Origin of the sequence: Sphingomonas kyeonggiensis, from assembly GCF_014204495.1 — a bacterium.
Classification (GTDB): domain Bacteria; phylum Pseudomonadota; class Alphaproteobacteria; order Sphingomonadales; family Sphingomonadaceae; genus Sphingomonas; species Sphingomonas kyeonggiensis_A.
The window spans coordinates 716,802-733,232 of sequence record NZ_JACHLN010000003.1; the positions used below are offsets into that span (position 1 = coordinate 716,802).

At 67.7% G+C, this 16,431-nt stretch carries 16 protein-coding genes, 1 tRNA gene and 1 pseudogene; 7 read left to right on the forward strand and 11 right to left on the reverse strand.

The features are described from left to right. Positions 1 to 15 precede the first annotated feature (15 nt). The 3 genes from HNP52_RS17420 to HNP52_RS17430 are packed head-to-tail and all read right to left on the reverse strand — an operon-like array spanning position 16 to position 3,078. Positions 16 to 762, reverse strand: a complete 747-nt coding sequence (locus tag HNP52_RS17420) for a metallophosphoesterase (RefSeq protein WP_184168880.1) — start codon at positions 760 to 762, stop codon at positions 16 to 18. Beyond that, complete coding sequence (locus tag HNP52_RS17425) at positions 759 to 1,595, reverse strand: diacylglycerol kinase family protein (protein ID WP_184168881.1); 837 nt, start codon at positions 1,593 to 1,595, stop codon at positions 759 to 761. Before HNP52_RS17425 ends, HNP52_RS17420 begins: the two co-directional genes overlap by 4 nt. A gap of 31 nt (positions 1,596 to 1,626) precedes the next feature. After that, a complete protein-coding gene (locus HNP52_RS17430; protein ID WP_184168882.1) occupies positions 1,627 to 3,078 on the reverse strand; it encodes a DUF5597 domain-containing protein in 1,452 nt (483 codons plus the stop codon). 97 nt (positions 3,079 to 3,175) lie between these two features. Here HNP52_RS17430 and HNP52_RS17435 point away from each other — a divergent pair, with 97 nt between their 5' ends. Continuing rightward, the gene (locus HNP52_RS17435; RefSeq protein WP_184168883.1) at positions 3,176 to 3,493 is read left to right on the forward strand and encodes a hypothetical protein; all 318 of its coding nucleotides are present in this window, start codon (positions 3,176 to 3,178) and stop codon (positions 3,491 to 3,493) included. Between the two features lie 13 nt (positions 3,494 to 3,506). Here the strand turns inward: HNP52_RS17435 and HNP52_RS17440 are convergent. Further along, positions 3,507 to 3,580 (reverse strand) — tRNA-Gly (locus HNP52_RS17440). A 163-nt stretch (positions 3,581 to 3,743) separates the two neighbouring features. After that, positions 3,744 to 4,337 (reverse strand): cysteine hydrolase family protein, encoded by a 594-nt coding sequence (locus tag HNP52_RS17445; protein ID WP_184168884.1) that lies wholly within the window; start codon positions 4,335 to 4,337, stop codon positions 3,744 to 3,746. A gap of 82 nt (positions 4,338 to 4,419) precedes the next feature. Here HNP52_RS17445 and HNP52_RS17450 point away from each other — a divergent pair, with 82 nt between their 5' ends. From HNP52_RS17450 to HNP52_RS17465, 4 genes are all read left to right on the forward strand, one after another. Then, positions 4,420 to 5,133, forward strand: a complete 714-nt coding sequence (locus HNP52_RS17450) for an NrtR DNA-binding winged helix domain-containing protein (RefSeq protein ID WP_184168885.1) — start codon at positions 4,420 to 4,422, stop codon at positions 5,131 to 5,133. A gap of 46 nt (positions 5,134 to 5,179) precedes the next feature. Further along, positions 5,180 to 6,484, forward strand: a complete 1,305-nt coding sequence (gene pncB, locus HNP52_RS17455) for a nicotinate phosphoribosyltransferase (protein ID WP_184168886.1) — start codon at positions 5,180 to 5,182, stop codon at positions 6,482 to 6,484. A gap of 105 nt (positions 6,485 to 6,589) precedes the next feature. Beyond that, a complete protein-coding gene (locus HNP52_RS17460) occupies positions 6,590 to 7,975 on the forward strand; it encodes a M20/M25/M40 family metallo-hydrolase (RefSeq protein WP_184168887.1) in 1,386 nt (461 codons plus the stop codon). Positions 7,976 to 8,004: 29 nt separating this feature from the next. After that, entirely contained in the window at positions 8,005 to 9,180 is a 1,176-nt protein-coding gene (locus HNP52_RS17465; RefSeq protein ID WP_184168888.1) for an aromatic ring-hydroxylating dioxygenase subunit alpha, read from the forward strand. A gap of 191 nt (positions 9,181 to 9,371) precedes the next feature. On the opposite strand, the gene HNP52_RS23370 is transcribed toward HNP52_RS17465, so the two are convergent. From HNP52_RS23370 to HNP52_RS17475, 3 genes and pseudogenes are all read right to left on the reverse strand, one after another. Further along, on the reverse strand, positions 9,372 to 9,656 hold the full coding sequence (locus HNP52_RS23370; RefSeq protein WP_409372654.1) for a methyl-accepting chemotaxis protein: 285 nt from the start codon (positions 9,654 to 9,656) through the stop codon (positions 9,372 to 9,374). Next, a pseudogene (locus HNP52_RS23375) lies at positions 9,633 to 10,019 on the reverse strand (PAS domain-containing protein); the annotation flags it as partial. The pseudogene HNP52_RS23375 and the gene HNP52_RS23370, both read right to left, overlap by 24 nt. A gap of 128 nt (positions 10,020 to 10,147) precedes the next feature. Next, the gene (locus HNP52_RS17475; RefSeq protein ID WP_184168890.1) at positions 10,148 to 10,714 is read right to left on the reverse strand and encodes a hypothetical protein; all 567 of its coding nucleotides are present in this window, start codon (positions 10,712 to 10,714) and stop codon (positions 10,148 to 10,150) included. Positions 10,715 to 10,859: 145 nt separating this feature from the next. On the opposite strand from HNP52_RS17475, the gene HNP52_RS17480 reads away from it, so the two are divergent. Continuing rightward, positions 10,860 to 12,449: an NAD(P)/FAD-dependent oxidoreductase gene (locus HNP52_RS17480; RefSeq protein WP_184168891.1), complete on the forward strand. Its 1,590-nt coding sequence runs from the start codon at positions 10,860 to 10,862 to the stop codon at positions 12,447 to 12,449. On the opposite strand, the gene HNP52_RS17485 is transcribed toward HNP52_RS17480, so the two are convergent. Together HNP52_RS17485 and HNP52_RS17490 are read right to left on the reverse strand one after the other, a co-directional pair. Continuing rightward, on the reverse strand, positions 12,429 to 13,712 hold the full coding sequence (locus HNP52_RS17485; RefSeq protein ID WP_184168892.1) for an APC family permease: 1,284 nt from the start codon (positions 13,710 to 13,712) through the stop codon (positions 12,429 to 12,431). The genes HNP52_RS17480 and HNP52_RS17485 overlap by 21 nt on opposite strands. A gap of 13 nt (positions 13,713 to 13,725) precedes the next feature. Next, complete coding sequence (locus HNP52_RS17490) at positions 13,726 to 14,481, reverse strand: molybdopterin-binding protein (RefSeq protein WP_184168893.1); 756 nt, start codon at positions 14,479 to 14,481, stop codon at positions 13,726 to 13,728. 83 nt (positions 14,482 to 14,564) lie between these two features. Here HNP52_RS17490 and map point away from each other — a divergent pair, with 83 nt between their 5' ends. Beyond that, positions 14,565 to 15,389 carry a type I methionyl aminopeptidase gene (gene map, locus HNP52_RS17495; protein WP_184168894.1) on the forward strand — a complete coding sequence of 275 codons (825 nt, stop codon included), beginning with the start codon at positions 14,565 to 14,567 and terminating at the stop codon, positions 15,387 to 15,389. 43 nt (positions 15,390 to 15,432) lie between these two features. Here the strand turns inward: map and HNP52_RS17500 are convergent, their stop codons facing one another. Continuing rightward, positions 15,433 to 16,368: a hypothetical protein gene (locus tag HNP52_RS17500; RefSeq protein WP_184168895.1), complete on the reverse strand. Its 936-nt coding sequence runs from the start codon at positions 16,366 to 16,368 to the stop codon at positions 15,433 to 15,435. Between the last annotated feature and the right edge of the window lie 63 nt (positions 16,369 to 16,431).

Genomic DNA, 16,431 nt, shown 5'->3' on the forward strand with positions numbered 1-16,431 from the left:
CAAGACGCCGCCGAGTTACAGCGCCACGCTCCCCTCCCCCATGAACCGTGCCTCGGTCGAGAAGCTCGCGCCCTCCACCGTGATCTCGTTGAACGAGGGCGGCCTGGCGCGCACCCGCTCGGACAGCGTCCCTGCCCCGATCAGCCGCACGGCCCGGCCCTCGACGTGATGCTCGACATCGAACGGGTCATGGACATGCCCGGTCAGCACCGCGTGCGCACCCGCCCGGGCCAGCGCCGCGAGTGCCTCGGGCCCGCGCCGCGTCTCGCTGGTCATCCGGGTGCCGCCTTCGACCAGCGGATGATGGCAGGCAACGAACACCAGATCGCCCGCCGGCACCGCTTCGACCAGCGCCAGCGCTTCCTGCAGCGCCCGGTCGCTCACATACCCCTTCGCCCAGTTGAGCCGCCACTGGAAGCGCGCCGTGGTCTTGAGCGGCACCACCGCCACACCCCGCCGGTCGAGCGGCCGCTCGATCATCGCCTCCAGCGCCCGGTAGCGCTTGTAGGGCGTCACGAACCGCGCCCAGAGGTTGAACCAGGGCAGGTCGTGATTGCCCACTTCCACCGTCACCGGCCTTCCCAACCCCTGCAGCCACGCCGCCGCCGCCGTGAACTCGCGCGCCCGCGCATGCATCGTCAGGTCGCCGGTCATGATCACCGCATCGGGCTGCTCCTCCTGCACGCATGCGCCGAACCAGTCGATCGCAGCGTGATCCTCGCAACCGAAATGGACGTCGCTGACGTGGAAGAGCCGCGTCACCCCAGCGCGGCCTTTGTCGCGATGAACACCTCGCGGCTCATCCCCGCGGTCACGGCCGTTCCCGGCGCCAGCGACACCGGTTCGCCGTCGAACAGCGCAAGCACCGGCTTCTTGCCCGTGGTCCGCAGTTCGTCGGTCAGGCTCTCGCTCACCGCATGCGCCGCCACCCAGTCGCCGGTCAGCCATTCCCAGCCGAGCTGGACGATCGAGCCCCAGTCGCGCGCGTCCACTGCGGCGACGTGGAGTTCCTTGCCCTCGGGCCGGACGAACACCGCCTGATATTTGTCCCTGAGCGCCGGTACCCCGCCGATGCGGATGCCGCTGCCGCCGAAGGTGCGGTTCCACGCGACATGCGCGGCCTGGAACAGCTTCCTGATCGCGCCCTTGCGCGCCGCCTCGCGCGCCCGGAACCAGGCAGTGGCCGGCCCAAGGATCAGTCCGACAAATCCGCGATGCTCGCCCGCCTCGATAAAGGGCAGCGCCACCCGCGTCGTCTCGTCATGCGCCGCCTCGATGATCGTCTTGGGATCGAGCGTATCGTGCAGCGACTTGGCCAGCAGGTTCATCGTGCCGCCGGGCAGGATCAGGAAACTGCCCTTCCACTTCTCCAGTGCGCAGAGCGTCGTGTTGATCGTCCCATCGCCTGCGAACAGCACGACGGTATCGACCTTCTTGCGGGTGAGCGACGCCCCCTTGGGCAATTCCTCCGCCGGGAATTCGGTACGCCCGACAAGCGTGAGCCCGCGTTCCTCGAACACGGCCTCCAGCGCATCGCACTTGGCCTTGGTGGTCGATCCCGAGCCGGGGTTTGTAATGAACCAGAGTCTTTCCATCCCGGTCGTAACGCCCGGGAATCGATTTGGCTCAATAGCGGTACAGGCGAACCTTCTGGATGCCATATTGTCCCGGCGGCAGGCGGACATGCCGGCCCTGGTGGGTCTCGTCGCCATTGAGCCGCCGTCCGGCGATCCACTTGCCGTCCTCGAACCGGCCTTCCTCGACCAGATCCAGCCCCACCCGCGGCTCGAAGGTGAAGGTCACTCCACTGCCCGCGACCAGATAATCCTCGCCGCCCAGCCAGAGCAGGATCGCGCCATGCTCGCCCGGCTCCTGCTTGTCCCTGGGCGTCCAGGGATCAACGAAGTTCGCGGTGATCCTGTACCCGCCCATGTTCGCCACCTGCGCGCTGCTGTCGACGACGCCCTCGAAGCTCACCACCGGCGAGAAGCCGTCCTGCGCCTTCGCCGCGAACAGCGCCGGCGTCAGCTGCTCGAGCATCGCATAGAAGCCGCCCAGCCGGTCCTTGTCGCCGATCTGCTCGATCGCGAACGGGCTGAATCCGATCGCCTTGTGCTTGCCGATCACCCGCATCGCATTGGCCGGCGCGCGCAGGTCGCCCGCCTGGTTGGCCTCGGGCACGAACAGCACATTGCCCGGTACGACATAGCCATCGGTGATCCCGGCGAAGTTGGGGAAGTAGATGTCGGGCGAGAGCATGTCGATCGCTGGCGCGGCTCCCTTCCACTCACGCATCAGATGCGCCAGCGGCCCGCCGCTTGGATATTCGCCCGGCAGCTTGCCCGGCCGTCCCTGCGCGCCATTGACGTACATCGGCAGCCTGTATTCGCGCTTCCCCGCCTCGGCGACGGCATTGGCGAAGCGCGCATAATGATGCGCGGTGAAGCCTTCCTCACTGCCCTTCCACTTCGCGAATGCCGCATCGGCGAGCGGGCCATGCTCGCGCGCGGTCGGCAGGAAGCCGATCTCGTTCTCCACCTGCACCATCAGCACCGTGTGGCGGTCGCCGTCGATCGCCTTCAAATGCTTCATCACCGCCGCGAATGCCCGCGCATCACTGTCGAGCGTCGCCTTGCCGAACACCGAGAGGATGTCCTGCGGCTGCCCGTCCTTGCCGGTCGAGCGCAGGAAGCGCTTGCCGTCACGCTTCACCCAGGCAGGCGCATAGGTCGACATGCTGTTCTTCCAGCTGCCGAACCACAGCAGCACCAGTCGCATGTCATTGGCCCGGGCATCCTCGACCAGCCAGTCGAGGCTGGAGAAATCGAACTTTCCCTCCTCCGGCTCGATCGCCTCCCAGGTTACCGGGGCCAGCACGGTGTTAAGGTGCAGCGCCTTCAGCCGCTGCCAATGCGGCTTGAGCCAGGCGCGATCGGTTGCGGAGCTGTTCCCCAGCTCGCCGCCACGGATCAGGAACGGCTTTCCGTCGACGATCAGCCGCCCGCCTTCCAGATGCGGGGTTTGCGCCAGCGCAGGCGCGGCGAGGAAAAGGGCGAGCGTGGTGAGCCAGCGTAGCATGGCGCGCACAATAGTCGGAGTTATTCGTCCTTGGGAAGGCCAAGCTTGCGCCGATCGCTCGGGTGGGCCAACCGGCGGGCCGAAGATTGGAGCCCCTATGTCCCGAGCCGAATTCCAGCGCGTCGCACCGCCCCAGCTGATGGCGGAAGTGCGCATGTACGAAACTGCCGAGGGCGGGCTCGAAAGTGCCGCGCAGCCAGGCTGGACCTGCCCGGTCATGACCGAGACGAGCAAGCCGCTGGTCGGCTGGGACGCACTGCCTCTGCTCCGCGACACCCCGCTGCATCCGGGCGAGACCCGCGAGCTGGGCTTCGTCTTCCTGTCGGGCGACGCTGCGGTCCGCGCGCTGCGCGAAGCGGGCCGCTTCTTTCTGTGGGAAGGCCGCTTCATCGGCGAAGGCCGGGTGATCGACTGAAGCGTGGAGAAGTTGGAGCGGGTAGCGGGAATCGAACCCGCGCTAGAAGCTTGGGAAGCTCCTGTGATACCATTTCACCATACCCGCTCGGGCCCGCCGAAATCCCCGCTTTTGCCGATTCTGTCAAGCGGCTCCGCTCAGTGTCGTAGCTTGAGGTGATGCGGCAGCGGCCGGCGCTTGCGGAACAACAGCTTCAGGCAAACCCAGAGCAACAGCCACTCCCATAGGGACGGCACTCGGTCGGCACGCATCACGCCACCTCCTCGATCACCACGGCCGCGCCCGGCCATTCCTCGGCGGCAACCTGGCCGATCGGCCGGGCGATTCCGCGGGTCAGCCCGGCGGGCACCGTCACCCGGAAGCCCCGCGCGATCAGCCCTTCCACGGCCCAGCGCACGCAATAGTCCGCCGCGACGCCGACCACGGTCACGTCCTCGATCCCCGCACCGATCAGCCCGGCGAAGAAGCCGTCGCGGTCCGCGATCGTTCCCGTGCCGATCCGCTCTACCGCCAGCCCCGGCTCGGCCCACATGTCGAACACGCCCTTCTCCAGCCGCAGCACCGGGATCGCGGGATCCACCGCACCGGGATCGACCACCAGTTCCCAGCCCGGCGTGCCCTTCACGCAATGCGGCGGGAACTGCTTCGCTTCCTCGGACACCGCATAGACCTCCGGCACGTGCGTATCGAAGGTGAACAGCACGCCGGCGGTGTCCCCGGGATGCAGCCCGGCCAGCCAATCCTGCATCGGCGCGACGATTTCCTCCGCGCCCGGCACCGGCAAGGCGCCATCCGCCGCCACGAAGTCCCGCTGCATGTCCACCACGATCACGAAGTTCGGCATGGTCCGTCTCCAATCTTCGGGATTTGACATATATCCAATTTGGACATAAGTAAAGTGCACAGTGGACATAAGGCTCCCGCCAATGGACGAAGCGACCTTCCTCGAAAGCTATGAACCGGCCGCATTCGAGCGCCCGTCGGTGGCGGTCGACCTCATCCTGATGAGCGTGGTCGACGGCGCCCCCGCGGTGCTGCTCGCCCGGCGTGACCAGCATCCCTTCCAGGGCGACTGGGCGCTCCCCGGCGGGTTCGTCGGCATCGGCGAGAGCCTGGACGAGGCCGCCCACCGCATCCTCGCCGAAAAGGCGCACATGGCGGATGCCTGGGTCGAGCAGCTCTATACCTTCGGCGCGGTCGACCGGGACCCGCGCATGCGGATCATCAGCGTCGCCTATTTCGCGCTGATCCCCGCCACGGCCTTCGCCGCCGCGCTCAAGGCCGCCCCGGAGCTGGCCCTCGCCCGGCTGACCGTCCAGCAAGCCGGCCCGGCCGAGGCGCGGCTTGCCGAGGGCGAGCAGCTCGCCCTTGCCTTCGATCATGGCGACATGCTCGGCGTCGCGATGCAGCGGCTGCGCGGCAAGCTCGACTATTCGGGCATCGCCTTCGCCCTGCTGCCCGAGCTTTTTACCCTGCGCGCGCTGCAGGACGTGTACGAGGCGATCCTCGACACGCGCCTCAACAAGCCCGCCTTCCGCCGCCGCATGCTCGATCGCGGCTGGCTGGCGCCGACCGGCGCGCGCGAGACCGGCGCCTCGTTCCGCCCGGCCGAGCTCTATCGCTACCAGCCCCCTCGCTGAGCCGCCCCGCCCCGTCTATCGTCACCGGCCGAACCCGGAGGAAGCCTTGCCCGTCACCGACATCGCCACCCGCGTCTACAATCATGGCTGGCGCCTCGACCCGATCATCCGCAGCCTGCTCGATACCGATTTCTACAAGCTGCTGATGCTGCAGATGATCCGCCACCTCCATCCGGAGGTGCAGGCGACCTTCTCGCTGATCAACCGCACCAGGAGCGTCCGCCTCGCCGAGGTGATCGACGAGGCCGAGCTGCGCGCCCAGCTCGATCACGCCCGCACCTTGCGCTTCTCGAAGAAGGAGCTGATCTGGCTCGCCGGCAACAGCTTCTACGGCAAGCAGCGCATGTTCGCGCCCGACTTCATCGCCTGGCTCGCCGAGTTCCAGCTGCCGGAATATGACCTGCACAAGGTAGATGGCCAGTTCGAGCTGCACTTCGCCGGTCCCTGGACCCACACGATGATGTGGGAGATCCCCGCGCTGGCCATCGTCAACGAACTCCGCTCGCGCGCTGCCTTGAAGGGCAAGGGCCGGTTCGAACTCGACGTGCTCTATGCCCGCGCCAAGGCCAAGATGTGGGACAAGGTCGAGCGCCTGCGCCAGCTCCCCGATCTCGTCATCTCGGACTTCGGCACGCGCCGCCGTCACGGTTTCCTCTGGCAGCGCTGGTGCGTCGAGGCCTTGAAGGAAGGCCTTGGCAACCGCTTCATCGGCAGCTCCAACGTGCTGCTCGCGATGGACAATGACCTGGAAGCGATCGGCACCAACGCCCACGAGCTGCCGATGGTCCTCGCCGCCCTGTCCGAGACCGACGAAGCGATCGCCGCAGCGCCCTATCGCGTACTCGAGGAATGGCAGGCGCATTATGACGGCAACCTCCGCGTCGCCCTGCCCGATGCCTTCGGCACCACCACCTTCCTGCGCAACGCGCCCGACTGGGTCGCCGACTGGACCGGCTTCCGCCCGGATTCGATGCCTCCGATCGAGGGCGGCGAGCAGATCATCGCCTGGTGGCAGGCGCGCGGCCGCGATCCACGCACCAAGCTGCTGATCTTCTCCGACGGCATGGACGTCGACAGCATCGAGGCGACCTATCGCCACTTCCACGACCGGGTCCGGATGAGCTTCGGCTGGGGCACCAACCTGACCAACGACTTCCGCGGCTGCGATCCCGCCGGCGGCCACGATCTCGAGCCGATCTCGCTCGTCGCCAAGGTGACCAGCGCCAATGGCCGCCCCGCGGTCAAGCTCTCGGACAACCCCTCCAAGGCCACTGGCGACCCGGCCGAGATCGCCCGCTACCTGCGCATCTTCGGCGAGGAAGGCCGCGTCGCGCAGAAGGTGGCGGTGTAGCTCCCGCCATACTGCGCCACCACCGTCATCCCGACTTTCGTCGGGATGACGGCTTCCCCCTCGACCTCACGCCCGCTAGCCTGCCCGCACAGCAAGGAGATACGAATGAAGCGGGTTCTGGCAGGTGCGGCGCTGGCTGCGATGGCGTTCACGGGGCACGCCCATGCGCAGCAGAACCCCCAGGCGGAAGCCCAGGCGCTCGAGCTGCTCAAGCGCGGCATCGCCTTCCGCACCGTCGCCGGCCCGGGCAACCAGACGCCCGAATACGCCGCCTATCTCAAGGAGCAGCTGGTCGCCGGCGGCTTCGATCCGGCCGATATCCGTATCGAGAAGCTGGGCGACACCGCGTGGCTCGCCGCCCGCTATCCGGGCACCAGCAAGACCGCCAAGCCGATCTACATCTCGGGCCATATGGACGTGGTCGAGGCCAAGCCAGAGGACTGGACCCGCGATCCGTTCAAGCCGATCGTGGAGAACGGCTATATCTTCGGTCGTGGCGCCACCGACATGAAGTACGACCTGTCCACGGTCGTCGCCACGCTGATCCAGCTCAAGCGCGAAGGCTACAGGCCCAGCCGCGACATCATCCTCCTCGCCTCGGGCGACGAGGAGACGAGCATGAAGACCACCGCCGCCATGGCGGAACAGTATCACGACGCCGAGCTGCTGCTGAACGTCGATGGCGGCGGCGGCGGGCTCGACGAGAATGGCAAGCCCGAGATCTTCGGCCTGCAGGGCGCCGAGAAGACCTATGCCGATTACGAGCTGACCTTCACCAATCCCGGCGGCCATTCGAGCGCGCCCGGCGCCAGCAACGCGATCTATTCGCTCGCCCATGCGCTGGCGAAGATCGAGGCCTACCAGTTCCCCGGCGAGATCAACGAGATCACCCGCGCCGGCTTCGTCCAGGGCGCCAAGACCGCCGACCCCGAGATGGCCCGTGCGATGCGCGCCTTCCTCGCCAACCAGCAGGACCCCAAGGCGCTCGCTACCTTGCGCTCCGAGCCCGGCCTGATCGGCCAGACCGGCACCACCTGCGTCGCAACGATGGTCAATGCAGGCCATGCCACCAACGCCCTGCCCCAGCGCGCCACCGCCAACATCAATTGCCGCATCTTCCCCGGCACCTCGGTCGAGGCCGTCGCCGCGACGCTCACCAAGGTGGTCGGCGATCCCGAGCTCAAATTGAAGACGCTCGACAGCGGCAGCATTGCCAGCCCGGCCTCGCCGCTGCGCCCGGACCTGATGAAGCTGGTTGCGGAGGGCATCCATGCCCGCTTCCCGGGCGTGCCGATCGTCCCCGCCATGTCGGCCGGCGCCAGCGACTCGATGTGGTTCCGCGCCAAGGGGGTGCCGAGCTACGGCGTCAGCCCGATCTTCATGAAGGGGTCGGACAGCTTCGCCCATGGCCTCAACGAGCGTACGCCGCTCAGTGAAATCGCACCCTCGATCGTGTACTACAAGTTCCTGCTGAAGGGGCTTACCAAATAGGGGCCTCACGAAGTGATGGGAGACCGAAGGTGGCGCACAGCTTCGCGTCGGTGGGAGCCGATCCGGACGATCATCTGAGCCTGCCCGGCTGGCTCTACACCGATCCCGAATATTACGCCGTTGAGCTCGACGCGGTCCTGCGTCCGTCCTGGCAGATCGTCTGCCATGAAAACGATATCGCCGGCCCGGGCGACTTCCACACGCTCGACTATCTCGGCGAGAGCGTCATCGCAATCCGCGGGCAGGACGGCCAGGTCCGCGCCTTCACCAATGTCTGCCGCCACCGCGCGATGCGGCTGGTCGCGGGGCCGAGCGGCTGTGCCCGGAAGCTGGTCTGCCCCTATCACGCCTGGACCTATGAAACCGACGGCCGCCTGAGCGGAGTCCCCTCCCGCGCCGACTATTCCACGCTCGATCCATCCCAGCACGGCCTCGCCCCGGTCGATGTCGAGATCTGGCGCGGCTTCGTCTTCGTCCGGCTCGAGGATCGCGGCGGGCCCTCGGTCGCCGAGATGATGGCGCCCTATGACACCGAGATCGCGCCCTATCGCTTCGAGGAGATGCGCACGATCAGCCCGGTCCGCCTGCGCGACCGTGCGGTCAACTGGAAGAATGTCGGCGACAATTACTCGGACGGGCTGCACATCCCCGTCGCCCATCCCGGCCTCACCCGGCTGTTCGGCAAGAGCTACCGGATCGAGGCGATGCCCTGGATCGATCGCATGTCCGGCTATCTGGCGGACAGTCCGCGCGCCAACTTCTGGGAACGCTTCTATCAGGAGCGCCTGCCCCACGCCCCGCATCTGCCCGACAGCCACCAGCGGCTCTGGCTCTACTACAAGCTCTGGCCCAACCAGGCGTTCGACCTCTATGCGGACCAGATCGACTTCATGCAGTGGCTGCCCACCGGCCCGACCAGCTGCGTGCTGCGCGAGATGGCCTTCGCCCTGCCCGACGACAGCCGCGAGATGAAGCTGGTCCGCTACGCCAACTGGCGGATCAACCGCATGGTCAATGCCGAGGACACCTGGCTGATCACCAACGTCCAGGCGGGCATGGCCTCGAAAAGCTACACGGTCGGCCCAATCGGCGACAGCGAGGTGTGTTTGCGCAGCTTCGCCCGGAAGATCCGCGGGCTGATCCCGGAAGCGAGGCTGCATCGGCCACCGCCTGCCGGGTGGTCGCGGCGGCCGCGGGCAACCTAGCGAAGGCGATACTCAATTCCCCTCCCTGCAAGGGAGGGGCTAGGGGTGGGTTAGAAAAGGTCGGGCTCGATGCCCGGCCTTCTCTTTTCGCGATGCCGTCTCGCTGGGCGCCTCCGGAAGACCGGAGGCGCAACCCACCCCCAACCCCTCCCTTGCAGGGAGGGGAGCAAGAATGCTCAGACTTCCGCCCCCTAAGCAGCCAGCTCCCGAGCCGCCATCATCCGCGTCGCGCGCTCGGTCGCCAGCCTGGTATCCCCCGCCAGCTTCTTCACTTCGCCCGCCACCACCGCGAAGCCGCGCCCGGCATCGCCGGCGCGCGCCGCCTCGATCGTCGCGTTCAGCGCCAACATGTTGGTCTGCGAGGCGATGTCGCTGATCGATCCGACGATCTCGGCCAGCTGCCCCATCGTCTCCTCGAGCGCCTGTTTCTGCTCGCCCAGCGCATCGCGCAGCGCCACCTGGTCGGTGATGTCCATCGCGAACTTCACGATCCGCTCGGGCCATCCACGCGCGTCGAGAATGGGGTTGTAGGTCGCCTGCAGCCACACCGGGCTGCCATCCTTGGCGAGCCGCAGATAGACGCCGGAATCATAATGGCCGTTGCCGAGCTTGGCCCAGAAATCGGCATAGGCCTGCGACGCCACGATATCGGGGGCGCAGAAGATCCGGTGGTGCCGGCCGACGATCTCCGGTAACGTGTAGCCCAGGGTCGCGAGGAACCGGTCGTTCGCCCACAGGATGTTGCCCCGCAGGTCGAATTCGATGATCGCCTGCGAGCGCGAGATCGCGGCCCAGGCCGCCACCGCGCGGCTCTGATCGGAAGAAAGAGATTGCACCATTGGCAATCCGGCTAGGGGCCGAAGGGCTAATTTTGGGTAACCAATTGCCCGGGGTTTCGCCAAAATGGGTGGCGTGCAAACTTTGAAATATAGACGGTCCGATCGTCCGCACGGCTTTCCGCGCGGATTTATCCCGTGGACCGGCTCGCTCCCTTCGCCGCCGCATGGAAGAACAGCGCCGACACCAGCCACAGCACCGCGAACACGCCGCCGAACACCATTGCCTTGAACGGCCCGTCCGCCACCCGCGCGGTGTCGGGCGCGGTCGAGATCGCCAGCCCGAGCAGTCCCTGCATCGCCGCCACGCCCAGCATCGCCCGCGCCATGCCCGCCGCGCGGAACCAGGCGGCAAAGGCACCCACGCCCGCAGCCATCACCACCAGGAAATAGCCGATCCCCGTCCCGTCATCGCGGACGAACACTGCCCACACGCTCAGGAACGATGCGATCAGCGCGACGGCGGCGCCGGCGCGATAGGCCCGGCTCGCGCTCGCCCGCTCGGCCAGCTCGTAGAGCAGCCCCACGCCGCCGATCATGATGCCGGCCATCACGAAGCTGCCGGCCTCCCAATGCCATTCATCGCTGATCTGCATCATCACCAGCGGCGTCAGCAGCAGCGCCACCGCCACGCTCCAGCGCGCGATCCGCCAGCCGTTCCAGGGGCCGGCACCGGCCAATTCCCTCGATCCCGTCATCTGCCTGCCTTCCACAATCCATCCTGCCCGCATCATGGCACGGATCGCCTGCGCCGTTGTGCAGAAGCCAAGGAGAAAGCGAGGATAGCCCGCTTGCGGAGCGTCCGCTTTCCCCGTCTAGTGCGGATCGAACGGGGAGGCCGGCATGACCAGCAGATACGACGCGCTCATCATCGGCGGCGGGCACAACGGGCTGGTATGCGCCTTCTACCTCGCCCGCGCGGGCCTCAAGGTCCGGGTACTCGAGCGCCGCCACATCGTCGGCGGCGCTGCGGTGACCGAGGAGTTCCACCCCGGTTTCCGCAATTCCACCGCCAGCTACACGGTCAGCCTGCTCCGGCCCAAGGTGATCGCGGACATGAAGCTCCACGCACGGGGCTGGCGCGTGGTCGAACGACAGATCTCCAATTTCCTGCCGCATGACGGCGGCTATCTGAAGCTGGGTGGCGGCTTTGAGCGCACCCGTGCCGAATTCGCCCGCTTTTCCGCGAAGGATGCCGAGGCCTTTCCGCGCTACGAGGAAGCGCTGGAGCGCGTCGCCGAAGTGCTGAGCGACATGGCGCTCAAGACTCCGCCCAATGCCGGCGGCGGCATCCGCGCCCTCCTCGCCGCCGCCGCGCAGGGCCGCAAGCTCGCCGGCATGTCGCTGGAGGCCCAGCGCGACACGATGGACCTGTTCGTCAAGTCGGCGCGCGACTTCCTCGATAGCTGGTTCGAGAACGACTATATCAAGGCTGCGTTCGGCTTCGACGCGGTGGTCGGCAACTATGCCAGCCCAGACACGCCGGGCAGCGCCTATGTGCTGCTCCACCACGTCTTCGGCGAAGTGAACGGCAAGAAGGGCGCCTGGGGCCATTCGGTCGGCGGCATGGGTGCGATCACCCGGCTGATGGCGGAAGCGTGCGCCGAGGCCGGGGTCGAGATCAGCCTGGAAGCGCCGGTCGCGAAGCTGCTGGTGGATGGGGGCAAGGTCGCCGGCGTGCGGCTGGAGAGCGGCGAGGAGATCGCGGCCGGAGTGGTCGCAGCGAATGTCGGCCCGGCCCTGCTCTATCGCCAGCTCGTCGATCGCGCCGACATGCCCGCCGACTTCGCTCGCCGCATGGACCACTACAAGGCCGGCTCGGGCACCTTCCGGATGAACGTCGCGCTCTCCGAACTGCCCGACTTCACCGTGCTTCCCGGCACCGGCGAGCATCACACCGCCGGCATCATGATCTGCCCGACGCTCGACTATATGGACCGCGCCTATACCAGCGCGAAGGCCAACGGCATGTCCGACGAACCCATCGTCGAGATGACGATCCCGAGCACGGTGGACGACAGCCTTGCCCCACCGGGCTGCCATGTAGCGGCGCTGTTCTGCCAGCAATTCGCCCCCGGCCTCGACTGGGACGCGCGCCGGGAAGAAGCCGCCGACCGGATCATCGACACGGTCACTGCGCATGCTCCGAACTTCAAGGCGTCGGTGATCGCGCGCCAGATCCACTCCCCGCTCGATCTCGAACGCAAGTTTGGCCTGATCGGCGGGGACATCATGCACGGGCACATGTCGCTCGATCAGCTCTGGGCCGCGCGGCCGGTGCTGGGGCATGGCGATTATCGCGGACCTATCCGCGGCCTCTACATGTGCGGCGCCGGCACCCATCCCGGCGGCGGCGTCACCGGCGCACCGGGGCACAATGCCGCGCACGAGATATTGCGCGATCGCAGCCTGCTAGGCCGGCTGTTCGGCTGAGCCCCGCCGCAACGCGAGGAAATAGAGCGGCACCGCCGTCAGCATCAGTCCGATGCTGAGCAGCACTGCCTCCAGCCCGGATCCCCAAAGCACCCACAGCGCAAAGCCCAGCCCCAGCACCGCCACCGGCCGCGCCACATCCAGCCGGATCGCCGCCAGGCAGCCCCCGACATAGAGCCACAGGGTCGCCGCGGTGGTCAGCCGCAACATGAAGTCGAGCAGGCCTCCCGTGGAGCGCGTTGCGTTGCTCAGCACCAGCAGCGAGGCGAGCGTGCTTGCCGCCAGCAGCACCCCCACTGGCACGTCGCGCTTGTTGGTCACGGCCACCCAGCGCGGCAGCAGCCCCGCCTTGCTCATTCCCAACGGCACTTCGCCCTGCAGCAGCACCCAGCCGTTCAGGCAGCCGATCGCCGCCACCGCCGCGAACCCCGCCACCGCGTAGCCCGCCGCGGCACCGCCATAATGCGCGACGAACAGCGCTATCGGCGCCTGGGCTTCGGCCACCGCCGCCACCGGCATGGCGAAGATGATGCCCGAGCAGATGATAAGGTAGAGCAGTGCCGTCAGCGCCAGCCCGGCCAGGGTCGCGCGCACCACGTTGCGCGCCGGATCGCGCACCCGCTCGGCGGCGACGCTCGCCCCCTCGAAACCGACCAGCGCGAAGAAAGCCAGGGTAATGGCGGGCGTCAGCTGGTCCGCCGCGAAGGGCGCATGCGCCTCCGTGCCGAACTGCCTGCCGCCGGACAGCGCCAGCCCGGCAAGGATCGCCACGACCGCGATGAGGGGCAGCAGCTTGAGCGCGGTCGTCACCAGCTGGAAGTTTCCCGCCGCCCTGGCGCCTTGCAGGTTGAGCGCGGTGAGCAGCCAGATCAGCGCCACCGCCCAGAGCGCGCTCGACAGCGCGGTCGCGGTCATCGCCGGCCAGAACACCCCGAGATAGCGTATGGCGGTGAGCGCGATCACCGCATTGGCGCACCACACGCCCACCCAATAGGCCCAGCCGACGAGCACACCGGGCAGCGGCCCCAGCGCCCGCGCGCAGATCGCCACCGCGCCGGGTTCCTCGGGCATCGCCCTGGCCAGCGCGGCGAGCACGGTAGCGAGCAATGCGGCAGCGGCGATCGCGCAGACCCAGGCCGCAACCCCGGTCCAGCCGAACGGGGCGAGCTGGGCAGGCAGCACGAAGATCCCCGATCCGATCATCCCGCCGACGACGAGCGCCGCCGCCGTCCAGAAGCCGAATGGTCGCTTGCCTTCGCCCATATGCCCGTCCCCCTCAGATGCCGCCGTCGACTGCCTCCAGCCCCTTGGCAGCCAGCCCCGCGATCAGGTCTTCCGCACAGGCATCGAGCACCCCCTGCTCGGTCGCCCGCACCACGAAGTTCGCTCCGATCCTGCCGTCGCGGAAAAAGGGATAGCTGCCGATCGCCACGCCTTCGTGCGCGCGCTCGGTAGCGGCCAGCATGTCGGCGATCTCGCTTTCCGCCGCCCAGGATCCGATCGTCCGCGACAACACCGGGCGCCCGCCCTCCAGCGTGCCGGTCAGCGCGTCGAGCATGCCCGCGGTGATATACGGCACACCCGCGAGGATGAAGAGGTTGCCCACCCGGATGCCCGGCGCGCCGGACATGCGATTGGGGATCAGCTCGGCGCCCTCGGGCACCCGCGCCATGCGCAGCCGTGCATCGGTGATCCCGCCGCGCGTTTCGTAGTAGCGCTCCAGCACCGCCCGCGCCTCGGGATGGATCACCACCCCGACGCCCAAGGCCACGGCAATCGCGTCGACGGTGATGTCGTCATGCGTCGGCCCGATGCCGCCGGTGGTGAAGCAATAATCGTAGCGCTCGCGCAGCGCGTTCACGGCCTCGACGATGCGTTCCTGCACGTCCGGCACCACCCGCACCTCGGCCAAGCGGATGCCCTGCACGTTCAGCCAGGTCGCGATCTGGGCAATGTTCTTGTCCTGCGTGCGGCCCGAGAGAATCTCGTCGCCGATCACCGCCAGCCCAGCCGTCCAGATGCGCTCTCCCATGGCACCGGCATAGCCGCATGCGGTGCCCGCGCCTAGCGTTTCTGCCTCTCGAAAAACCCGGCCGATCGGCCTATATGGCCCCGATGACCGAATATGTGACCGTTACCGCCGACATGCCGCAGGCCCGCGATGGCGCGATCAAGCTCCATGGCCCGGCGGGCTTCGAGGGCATGCGCCGCGCCGGCCGCCTCGGCGCCGAGATCCTCGATGCGCTCGTCCCGCATGTCGTGCCCGGCGTCACCACCGCCGAGCTGGACGACATCGTTCGCCAGATGACGATCGCCGCCGGCGGCGTCCCCGCCACGCTCGGCTATCGCGGCTACACGCACAGCTGCTGCATCTCGAGCAACCATGTCGTCTGCCACGGCATCCCCAGCGAGAAGGCGCTCAAGGACGGCGACATCGTCAACATCGACGTGACGCCGATGCTCGACGGCTGGCACGGCGACACCAGCCGCATGTTCCTGGTCGGCGATGTCGGGATCAAGGCGCGCCGCCTGGTTGACGTCACCTATGAGTGCCTGATGCTCGGCCTCGAGCAGGCCAAGCCCGGCAACCATCTCGGCGACATCAGCCACGCGATCCAGCGCCATGCCGAGAAGCATCGCTACGGCGTCGTCCGCGATTTCTGTGGCCATGGCCTCGGCCAGGTCTTCCACGACGCGCCCGAGGTCGTCCATGTCGGCCGCCCCGGCACCGGCCCGGAGCTGCGCCCCGGCATGTTCTTCACCGTCGAGCCGATGATCAACATCGGCCGCGCCGATGTGAAGCTGCTCGACGACGGCTGGACGGCGGTCACCCGCGATCGCTCGCTCTCGGCCCAGTTCGAGCATTCGATCGGCATCACCGAAGACGGCTGCGAGATCTTCACGAAGAGCCCCAAGGGCCTCGACCACCCGCCCTATTGAGGCAGGGGAATAAGGGGCGGCCCGGGCCGCCCCCATCCCTGATTCACGACTTGTAGGGTCGGCCCGACTGGATCAGGCGCTGGCGGTTCGTATTGCCCGGCACTGCGATGTGCGTCGCCGGGTCATATTCCCGGCCCGCCGCCGGGCTGCCCTGCGGCACCCAGATCTCGACGATCGTGTTGGTGTAGCTCTGCGGCAAATAGCGGATGAAATAGCCGTCCGGGTGCTTGCTCCAGCGCCCGCTCGGCACGTCCTCGCTCCCCTCGCCCACACCGGCCGCGCCGGCAAGCACCGCCACCCGCTCCAGATCGGCATAGCTGCCGCCCGACGCCAGCATCCGCCGCAGGTCCGCCTCGGCGCGCAGCGCCTGGCGCACGCCGCTCGGCAGATTGTCGGCGATCGGCCCCTGGTTGAGCAGGTCGAGCGCGCTGCGGTTGAGCGAGGCGAGCTGGCGCGGGGTGAGCAGCTGTGCCGCCACCGCCTTGTGCTCGGTCGACAGGTCCTCGAACTTCGCCCGCGCGATGATCGCCCAGAGCAAAGTCTGGATGATGTGCTGATCGATCTCTGGATGGCTCACCGAATTGCGCACGATCGCCAGCACCACATCCTCGGCCGGCCCCTTGGGCGGCGCGTAGAGATAGCCGTCGCCCCCGCCCGGGCCGTGGGTGCCGGCCTTCAGGCAATAGCTCTGGTCGTGGAAGCTGTAATAGCCCGGCTGCAGCACGAACCCGCCGGCCGCCGTCCGCTGCAACTGCGAAAGCGGCATCTTGGGTTCGCGCGGCACGAAGCCGTCCTGGCTCGGATCGCCCCATTTCGCGTCCGGCAGGCTCGTCGTGATCGGCTCCTTCTGCAGGCTCGGCATGCTCACGCCGGCCTTCTTCACCAGCTTGCCGATACTGCCGAACTGCGCCTGTGCCGGCGCCACGGAAAAGAGAAGTCCGGCCGCAACGGCCGCACCGAACATCATGCGGAGGTTCATGATCGGTTTTTCCTGCCCTGTTTCAAGGAAGCGACCGCCCCTTTGGGGTCGCATGACCGGATA

Excerpts from the sequence above, each read along its gene's own strand:
- HNP52_RS17425 (WP_184168881.1), bottom strand. The coding sequence starts at position 1,595 with ATGGAAAGACTCTGGTTCATTACAAACCCCGGCTCGGGATCGACCACC.
- HNP52_RS23370 (WP_409372654.1), bottom strand. The coding sequence starts at position 9,656 with ATGGACATCACCGACCAGGTGGCGCTGCGCGATGCGCTGGGCGAGCAG.
- HNP52_RS17450 (WP_184168885.1), top strand. The coding sequence starts at position 4,420 with ATGGACGAAGCGACCTTCCTCGAAAGCTATGAACCGGCCGCATTCGAG.
- HNP52_RS17435 (WP_184168883.1), top strand. The coding sequence starts at position 3,176 with ATGTCCCGAGCCGAATTCCAGCGCGTCGCACCGCCCCAGCTGATGGCG.
- HNP52_RS17490 (WP_184168893.1), bottom strand. The coding sequence starts at position 14,481 with ATGGGAGAGCGCATCTGGACGGCTGGGCTGGCGGTGATCGGCGACGAG.
- HNP52_RS17485 (WP_184168892.1), bottom strand. The coding sequence starts at position 13,712 with ATGGGCGAAGGCAAGCGACCATTCGGCTTCTGGACGGCGGCGGCGCTC.
- HNP52_RS17445 (WP_184168884.1), bottom strand. The coding sequence starts at position 4,337 with ATGCCGAACTTCGTGATCGTGGTGGACATGCAGCGGGACTTCGTGGCG.
- HNP52_RS17475 (WP_184168890.1), bottom strand. The coding sequence starts at position 10,714 with ATGACGGGATCGAGGGAATTGGCCGGTGCCGGCCCCTGGAACGGCTGG.
- HNP52_RS17460 (WP_184168887.1), top strand. The coding sequence starts at position 6,590 with ATGAAGCGGGTTCTGGCAGGTGCGGCGCTGGCTGCGATGGCGTTCACG.
- HNP52_RS17480 (WP_184168891.1), top strand. The coding sequence starts at position 10,860 with ATGACCAGCAGATACGACGCGCTCATCATCGGCGGCGGGCACAACGGG.
- HNP52_RS17500 (WP_184168895.1), bottom strand. The coding sequence starts at position 16,368 with ATGAACCTCCGCATGATGTTCGGTGCGGCCGTTGCGGCCGGACTTCTC.
- HNP52_RS17430 (WP_184168882.1), bottom strand. The coding sequence starts at position 3,078 with ATGCTACGCTGGCTCACCACGCTCGCCCTTTTCCTCGCCGCGCCTGCG.
- map (WP_184168894.1), top strand. The coding sequence starts at position 14,565 with ATGACCGAATATGTGACCGTTACCGCCGACATGCCGCAGGCCCGCGAT.